The organism is Candidatus Hydrogenedentota bacterium (genome assembly GCA_019695095.1).
Taxonomy (GTDB): Bacteria; Hydrogenedentota; Hydrogenedentia; order Hydrogenedentales; family SLHB01; genus JAIBAQ01.
This window is the reverse complement of the sequence record JAIBAQ010000225.1, coordinates 1-8476: the sequence shown is the minus strand read 5'-3', so window position 1 is coordinate 8476 and position 8476 is coordinate 1. Positions and strand designations below refer to the sequence as shown.

Sequence of the window (8476 nt, the reverse complement as noted above, 5' to 3'; positions counted from 1 at the left end):
CCTGTGCTGGGCCAACCCTTCGACGCCATGCAGGTCGTCTAATGGGTCTTTAGATGTTCATCCTCTTCACCAAGACAATGCTTCGGTCCTGCTTTGGATTGTCATGCTGAGTCCGCCCGCGGCGGACGAAGCATCTGGCACCGGGAAGAGCTTGCTTTAAGCCAGATCCCTCGTCCGCCATAGGCGGACTCGGGATGACAGTTAGGCCGCTGAGAATAACGGCTCTCTTTATTCGTGTGATTCGTGGTCAGACTCTTCCCGACCCCAGTCGCAGCTCTCAGTTCACGAGCGTCTCAAACTGCGTCTCGTACTTCTGCGCAATGCCACGCGAGCGCAGAATCAGCACGTTCTCGTCGTTGTCGTCTTCCGCATTTGCACTGAAGTTGTAGCTCCCGGTGATCACGACTTCCGTATCGATGACGATTACCTTGTTGTGCATGCTGTTGGGATTCGAGTCCATATGAATCTCAGCGCCCTTGCGCGCAAGAAGATCGTCTTCGCTGTAACTGCCGCCCGCGCCGCGCGTCTCAAACAAGCCGCGCACCTTCACGCCCGATTCCATTCGCGACACCATCGCTTTTGCGATCGCGTCCGACGTGAATGAAAACGCCATAAACGTGATCGACGTGTCGGCCTCGCGAATCGCTTCGAGGATCGCGGCGCGCGCGCCGTCCTCCGGCGCAAACAGGCAGCGAATGGCCACGCCATCGACCTCGACATTCGGGTAGGGCGTATTGCGCGGCGACTTCGGTCCGAACTTCTCCGCGTCGAACATCTCGCGGAACTCGGTGGTGTAGTCTTCGGCAAGTTGTTCGCTTTCGATCCGCAACGAGTTGTTGTCGTTTCGAAACAGGCAGTTTTCCGTGATGTTGGTCGAACCCGTCCACACAATCGTGTCATCCACCACGCAGAACTTGTCGTGCATGAATGGACGCCGTTTGTCGAACACCACGCGTATCCCTTCGTCCATGCATAGTCGCACAGCATCGCGATCTTCGTATCCGCTGTCGGACACGATGCCGACCTCGACGCCCTCTTTGTGTTTCTCGACAAGCACCTTCGCCGCTTCCACATACTCGAAGTCGTAGAAGGCGCAGCGCAGCGATTTCTTCGCGCTGCGCAGCAACGTCAGCAACGCGTCGTCGATATCTCCGCCGCGCATGCGCGACCCCGGCGCGAAGTAAACGGCGATGCGCTCCGTCTCCTCCGAGGCGGCCGGTTCAGGGTTTGGCAGCGGCGGCTGTATCGAAGCGGTCTGTACCCGATTCGGAATGCTGCCAAGGAATGCCGTTGCATCGCGCGAGAAATTACCCAGGTCTCCGCCTCGTACCATGTAGACCGCTACCGCGCCTACCAGCACGATGCAAAAGAGCAGCGGCAGCGCCAAGCGCATCCGCACACGTTTGACCGACTTCTTTCTTCCTCGTGGCATGCCGCGGATTATGGCACAACTTCGCGAACAAAAAATGAATGGACAGGATTGACACGATGAACATGATTGAGAAGAGAGAAATAGAGGCGCATCGTCTTCTGTTTTTCGGATTCTTCGCACTACTATCCGAAAGAGTCTGTGCAAGCTTCACGAATTTTCCCGTGCTCCCAGTGTTCCCCGTGGTTTGAAACGAAACGTGCCCGATTGATCCTCTTATCGGCGTTTATCGGTGTTCATCGGTGGTTGAGTCAACTTGGTTGTGGCTATGCTGCGCTGCGTAGATCTTGTGAATCGTGTCCATTCGGTTTTTGCCATGTGGAAATGCGTCGCGCTACGCACTACCATTGCGGCATGTTTGCATTTCTACGAGGCACCGTCGCGCGAAAAGGACTCACCCACGTCGAGCTCGACGTGCACGGGGTGGGCTACGAGGTGTTTGTTCCCGAAGGCGTATACCGCAAACTTACGGTCGATGCCGAAACCACCTTGCTTACCCATTGTCACATCCGCGAAGACCTCTTCCACATCTACGGATTTCTGCGCGAAGAAGAGCGCGCGTTGTTTGTCACGCTGCTGTCGCTCTCCGGCATCGGACCCAAACTTGCCATGGCCATCCTCTCGGCGATGAGCGTCCAGGCCTTTGGCCGCGCTGTGATGCAGAACGACGTCACCGCGCTCACCCGCGTCAGCGGCGTCGGCAAGAAAGGCGCGCAACGCATCATCCTTGAGATGAAAGCGAAACTCGGACAGGACGCCGAACTCAACGCGATTCTCGGCGAGCCGGAAGAACCCACCGCCGACACCGACGACGTAATTGCGGCGCTGTGCGCGCTCGGGTGCACGCTCGGCGAGGCCCGCAAAGCCGCCAATGCCGCGCGCAAATCCCTCGGCGACGACGCGACGCCCGAAGATCTCGTGAAGGCCGCGCTGCGCACGATGGCGAAGGTGTAATCGATCATGGCGACCGAAGAAATCCTGAGCGGCGGACCGACCGGCGAAGACCGCGAGTACGAGGAGCGCATCCGGCCCGAGCGCCTCGACGAATTCCCCGGCCAGGAACCGATCAAGGAAAAGCTGACCATCGCCATCGCCGCCGCGAAGGGCCGCCGCGAACCGCTCGACCACTTGCTGCTTTCCGGCCCGCCCGGACTCGGCAAGACGACCCTCGCGCGCGTGCTCGCCAACGAAATGGGCGTCGACTTCAAAGCCACGTCCGGGCCTGTTATCGAACGCCAAGCCGACCTGACGGCCATCCTCACCAGTCTCGAAGAATTCGACGTGCTCTTTATCGACGAGATCCACCGCTTGAATCACGCCGTCGAAGAAACGCTTTATTCCGCGATGGAGGATTTCGAAGTCGACATCATGCTCGGTAAAGGCCCGACGGCGCGCAGCATGAAGATCGGCCTGAAGCCCTTCACGCTCATCGGCGCGACGACCCGCGCGGGCCTGCTCACGCCGCCGCTCCGCGCGCGCTTCGGCGACACCTGCCGCTTCGAGTTCTATTCGCCCGAAGAGTTGGAAGCCATCGTCACGCGGTCCGCGCGCATCCTCAACGTAGCCATCGACCCCGACGGCGCACTCGAAATCGCCTCGCGATCGCGCGGCACCGCCCGCATCGCCAACCGCCTGCTCCGCCGCGTCCGCGACTACGCCCAGGTCAAGGCCGATGGCGCGATCACGAAACCCATCGCCGACGCCGCGCTCCGTCTCATCCGCATCGACGAACTGGGCCTCGACGACATGGACAAAGCCATCGTCCACACCATCATCGAGAAATTTGCCGGCGGCCCGGTCGGCTTGTCGTCGTTAGCGGTCGCCGTCGGCGAAGAAGCCCAAACCCTCGAAGAAGTCCACGAACCCTACCTTATCCAAATCGGGTTCATGAAGCGCACGCCCCAGGGCCGCGTCGCCACCCCGCTCGCCTACAAGCATTTTGGCCTTGCCGCCCCGCAAGAACCCCAAGGACGGTTGTTCTAACATTCATCCATGCCGTGCCAGGGTCTCGTGACCCCGTCACCCCCAGCAAGGCGGTGCGTGCATCAGCCCCCGAATTCTCACTTCGCTCGCGGAGGTTATTCTAAGGGAAGAAATTGAAACGAATACGGCATGATGGTCTCCGTAAAGCGGCCCTCCAGCGAAACCGGCGCCGGTTTATCGCCATAATTGAGTGCGACAAGAGAGCCGTCGGCAAGAACACTGAAGTAGACCTGCTCAGGATGCTGAATAGCGAGCACTTGACGGGTCAGTGGCGACAGTGATCCAACCCCCTGCAAGACCTCTTCCACGAAGTCTCCGTACAGCGAGACCGGCTCCATGTCGCCTTTGAAGCGGCGAAACGTTCCCGCGCCCGTATCCCCGCGCTCCCACGCCAGGAAACGCGACTGGTCTCCCTCCACGGTTTCCTGTGGTCCGCGCGGGTACGTCGGGTAGATTGCTGTGCCTCCCTGGCGAATCCACGCATCGATCGTGCGCTGCACATCGTCTTCAATTGTGTTACCCCAGCAAAACACGAGGACTCGGTATCGCTCCAGGTATCCCGCGCGAATCAGGCGCTCATCGAGAAAATCGACATCCACACGACGGCGAATCTCCGCAGCGCGCGAATTGAATCCCCACGCATATAAGTGGCGAAACGTCCCGTCGTCGAGCTGGTTCATCGTCTCGGGATAGTAAAGCGCAACCTCGATCACAGGGTCGGCTCGCCTGTCCAGGTTTGGATAATCGCGGATCCATCTGTCTACGGAAAAGGAGTCCTCGAACAGCACGGAGTGGCGCGTGTATAGATTTGCCCCGTTCGTCGTAATTGTGTTGAAGAACCGCGCGACCGTGCCGCGCCCGCTATGGTATCCCGCGGGCTCGTAGCCAAGGGGGATCCCATAGAGACGCGCCGCGGTCGCCGCCAGGCGTGTTGCGTAAACGTTCTGCTCGAAGCTATCGGTCTCATTTGTGAGTCGAATCCCACCGCCGTGCTTCTTCATGGACTCCGCTTGCGCGGTGAAGTCCGTGCCTGCTTCGCGAAAACCCCAGCCGCCGGAAGACATGTAGATGGGCGTGTTGGGCATGGCTGCACGGGCCGCTTCAGCCCAGAAGTCGCACCAACGGGTCATCGAGTCCGTATACCATTCCGTCATATCCAATCGGCCGCGACGCGTCACATACGTCTCGGGTAATCGCGGCGAAATTTGCTCAAACGATGTTGCGCTATCGCCCCATGCCGCGTTCAGCGCATCCACGGTTGCGTAACGTGTCCGCAGAAATTCTTGAAACGACGTCTGCGCAAAGGCGTCGCCTGCCCACCATCCAATATGGGCGTGCATGGGCTCTCCGCGATATCCAAGCGCTCTACCCGCACCCGCAGGGTACTGTGCTTCGCCAAAATTGCCGCTTGGACCAAGCCGTACGGCTTCGAGCACACCTTTCGCTTCGTAGTGGTGGCCGAAAGCCGACAGCACCCGAATCACATGCTTCCTGGTGTCGTCGTTCCATATGGTCGGCACCTGATTCATTTGGTCGTGTTCCAGACAGCGAAGGCCGTTATGCTGGCCGGATTCGTAGTACCAACCGGGTAGCGAGAATGCGGACGTTATCACCAGATTGGGAAACCACTTCAGCCCCCGCTTCTGGATGGCGCTCACAAGGGTGTCGTAGTGAGTAAAATCGAACTCCCCCTCGCGAGGTTCCAACAAGTCCCACCGCACAAAGCATTCAACGGATGTGAAACCCAGGAGTCTGGCGAGCGGCGCATATTCGCGTATGTTCTCCAGCGCAACCGCCAGCGAAGGCGGATTGCCCACATCCGGTATGCCGACGGTGCAATTGATTTGCATGGGACGCTGAAGCACGAGCATCGGTTCAACGTTGCTGGGCACGCTCTTTTCGGCTGCATGCCATTGTGAATCGGACAGCGCTCGGCGCGCGCGTATGGCGCGAAGGTACTGAAGCCCGGATATTCTCAGATGCGGGTTCTTCGTTGCCCCGGAATCCGGTGGCGCCGCATCGAACTCAAAGTACGCCCGTCGATAGGTCTTCGTGTTCAATCGCGTGAAAGAAACAGACCGGCTCGGACGCAACCACTTGCCCGAAAAGGAATCGTCTTGGAGCAGAAGCGGTTGAATGACTCCGGCGCCTTCGTCGAAGAACTCGATCTCCAGAACCAGGCGCTCCCACGTGTTGGGAAATGGTTCGGTGAAATCAAACTCCCACGCGCCCTTCTCATACGGATCGGTTTCAGGTGCCGCTTCGAACACGGTGCGCTTTGCCCGCTCCGTCGCTTTCAAGCTTTCGGCATTGCGCAGCGTCGCCTTGGATGCACTTCGCGAACCGGCATCAAATAGGGACACGAATCCGGCCCCGCCGTCCGCCGACGCAAACTGCCCGAACAAGGCCCAAGCAACGCATACACAGAAGCTCGTTCTGAGTGGTGCGGATAAGTGCATTGTGGTTCTTCTTTCCGTGCTCTCTTGTCCAATGAAGTCAGGATGCCATGCACGATATGGGAGACTGCCCAAGCCAGGCAAGTTGGTTCCTACTCCACCGCACGCCGTGAGCACACGTACTCGCCGCGCGGGTGCCGGGGCGAGCGCGGCTACGGGCCGAGTGCAGGCCGGCCCCACCGACGTACCCTGGACATCCGCGTCGAGGAACTCGGTGCCGTAGGGACGGAAGTACCGCCCTACGTAGCCCACGTATAGTGATTGGCGGTCCATCTACACCGAGCCGGTTCCATGTGGTCACGCTGCCGCAGACCGCTTGCCGGATACCGAATGCAAGACTGCCGCCCTCTGCCATGTGAGGCAAAGAGCGGCAGGAGAATAGGCGGAACGAAATTCGCTAGCAGTTCTTTTTGCGGGCGCGCCAGGCAAAGCCGCCCAGCCCAAGGCCCATGAGCAGGATCGATGCCGGTTCCGGCACGACGGTGTTGTTGCGCAGCCTGAACGCAAAGCCGGTGTTGAGGGCGTCGGCCGTATTGTAGGCGGTGCTGTCCACGCTCGGGGCTAAGGCTCCTCCGCCTCCCTGTGGACCATAGGAAAAGAGCCAGAGCCAGACATCATCCGTATCGATTGTGGTGTCGTTGTAGATGTTGATCCAATAGGTTGTTCCCGCTGTCAACGATAGCGGCGAAATGGCGTACGAGTGCTCGTATATATCGGAACCACTTAAGGCATTGACACCCGTATCCGTCCTGACCGGGTTGGCCGCGGTATACGTTGCGACCAAGGTGCCGGGAAGGCCACTTCCGTTGTCCTCGAAGATGCGGATCGTGAAGTTGTCCGTCGCTTGCGGCGTATTGCCGAATTGTAGACTCCTCTTCGGAGGGCGGACTTTCCAGTCCGCCGCTTTGTATTTGTCGTAAGTGATTTAAATATATTGGCTTATGGGCTATAGCTCGGACGATTGGCCGGTCTGGGAATTCACCTCTGTCACCCGGGGTGTCCTGAAGAGAAGAAGGTGACTCGCGCAGAGCCGCCAAGGCGCAGGGAGTGCGCAGACGGTGCGAAGTGCGCGTGCAACTTGATGGTTCAAGGGTATCCAGGGTGGACCAAATCTGGATTCCTTGGACCACAAACTGGGGCAGGTCACGGCGGGAATCCGTCTTTCGGCCACCACGATTGCCGAACGGCAACCCTCTTCGTGCTGCCATCACGGCACACTCCAGCCTGGGGTGGCATAGACGCAGCCAAAAGTGACTCGAACACCGATTCGCACCCATGGTTTGACTCGATACGCCTGAGCGCTGCAAGCGCGAAATACTCCAGCCTGGGGTGGAGGTTTGCGTCGCGAGACGCGAACCGGAACCCCAGGATCATCCGCCCCCCTAATGTGCGTCCTGTAGGGACGCCAGCGGTTCGCTCATTCAGATCGCCCCCGCGAGCATGCGGCACACAGGAATCCAAACGTGGAATGTAGAGGTACCGCACACGCGCCTCATCGCACAGGGGCGCGAAATGTGGGGCGCCATGAACTCAACCACTTCCACGCTTACAGCGTGGACTTTGGGGGGATGCTGCTACCTTGGGTTGTCGCGGCCGCTATGCGGCGCGCGCCACCCAAGGCTCTGGTATGCCGCGCTGACAGCGCGGAAGAGACTAAGCGCTATGGGATTCCGCAGAGCGGGAGACCGGTCGGTCGAGAAAAGTGGTGTGAGCGCTGCAAGCGCGAAATACTCCAGCCTGGGGTGGAGGTTTGCGTCGCGAGACGCGAACCGGAACCCCAGGAACAGCCGCCCCCCTAACGTGCGTCCTGTAGGGACGCCAGCGGTTCACCTGTTTGGATTGGCTTCGCGAGCATGCGGCACACAGGAATCCAAACGTGGAATGTAGACGAACCGCAAACGCGCCTCATCGCACAGGCGCGCGATATGTGGGGCGCCATGAACCCAACCACTTCCACGCTTACAGCGTGGACTTTGGGGGGATGCTACTACCTTGGGTTGTCGCGGCCGCTATGCGGCGCGCGCCACCCAAGGCTCTGGTATGCCGCGCTGACAGCGCGGAAGAGGCTAAGCGCTATGGGGTTCCGCAGAGCGGGAGACCGGTCGGTCGAGAAGAGTGGTGTGAGCGCTGCAAGCGCGAAATACTCTAGCCTGGGGTGGCATAGACGCTACCGAAAGTGACTCGAACACCGATTCGCACCCATGATTTGACTCGATACGCCTGAGCGCTGCAAGCGCGAAATACTCCAGCCTGGGGTGGAGGTTTGCGTCGCGAGACGCGAACCGGAACCCCATGAACAGCCGCCCCCCTAATGTGCGTCCTGTAGGGACGCTAGTGGTTCGTTCACTCAGATCGCCCCCGCGAGCATGCGGCACACAGGAATCCAAACGTGGAATTTAGACGAACCGCACACGCGCCTCATCGCACAGGAGCGCGATATGAGCGGCAAAATGGACCAAACCACTGTCACGTTTACAGACCAAGCGGCAAGACGGGAGACCATTCGGTCGTTGGGAGTGGCCGGGTCAGGAGACCCCGCCACAACCAGGATCAGCAGCGTGGATTGGAGTCCGCCCTCCGTTGCGATACAGGGCGAAGAAAACGGACT

5 protein-coding genes are annotated in these 8476 nt (G+C 59.6%); 2 read left to right on the top strand and 3 right to left on the bottom strand.

Annotated elements, in window-relative coordinates; all coding sequences use genetic code 11:
- Window positions 1-277 precede the first annotated feature (277 nt).
- Window positions 278-1432, bottom strand: coding sequence for a hypothetical protein (locus K1Y02_23225; protein ID MBX7259293.1), 1155 nt, complete (start codon window positions 1430-1432; stop codon window positions 278-280).
- A gap of 315 nt (window positions 1433-1747) precedes the next feature.
- Here K1Y02_23225 and ruvA point away from each other — a divergent pair, with 315 nt between their 5' ends.
- Together ruvA and ruvB are read left to right on the top strand one after the other, a co-directional pair.
- The gene (ruvA, locus tag K1Y02_23220) at window positions 1748-2383 is read left to right on the top strand and encodes a Holliday junction branch migration protein RuvA (protein ID MBX7259292.1); all 636 of its coding nucleotides are present in this window, start codon (window positions 1748-1750) and stop codon (window positions 2381-2383) included.
- 6 nt (window positions 2384-2389) lie between these two features.
- On the top strand, window positions 2390-3412 hold the full coding sequence (gene ruvB / locus K1Y02_23215; protein ID MBX7259291.1) for a Holliday junction branch migration DNA helicase RuvB: 1023 nt from the start codon (window positions 2390-2392) through the stop codon (window positions 3410-3412).
- A gap of 95 nt (window positions 3413-3507) precedes the next feature.
- Here the strand turns inward: ruvB and K1Y02_23210 are convergent, their stop codons facing one another.
- Window positions 3508-5871, bottom strand: coding sequence for a beta-galactosidase (locus K1Y02_23210; GenBank protein ID MBX7259290.1), 2364 nt, complete (start codon window positions 5869-5871; stop codon window positions 3508-3510).
- Between the two features lie 394 nt (window positions 5872-6265).
- On the bottom strand, window positions 6266-6652 hold the full coding sequence (locus K1Y02_23205; protein MBX7259289.1) for a PEP-CTERM sorting domain-containing protein: 387 nt from the start codon (window positions 6650-6652) through the stop codon (window positions 6266-6268).
- Window positions 6653-8476 lie beyond the last annotated feature (1824 nt).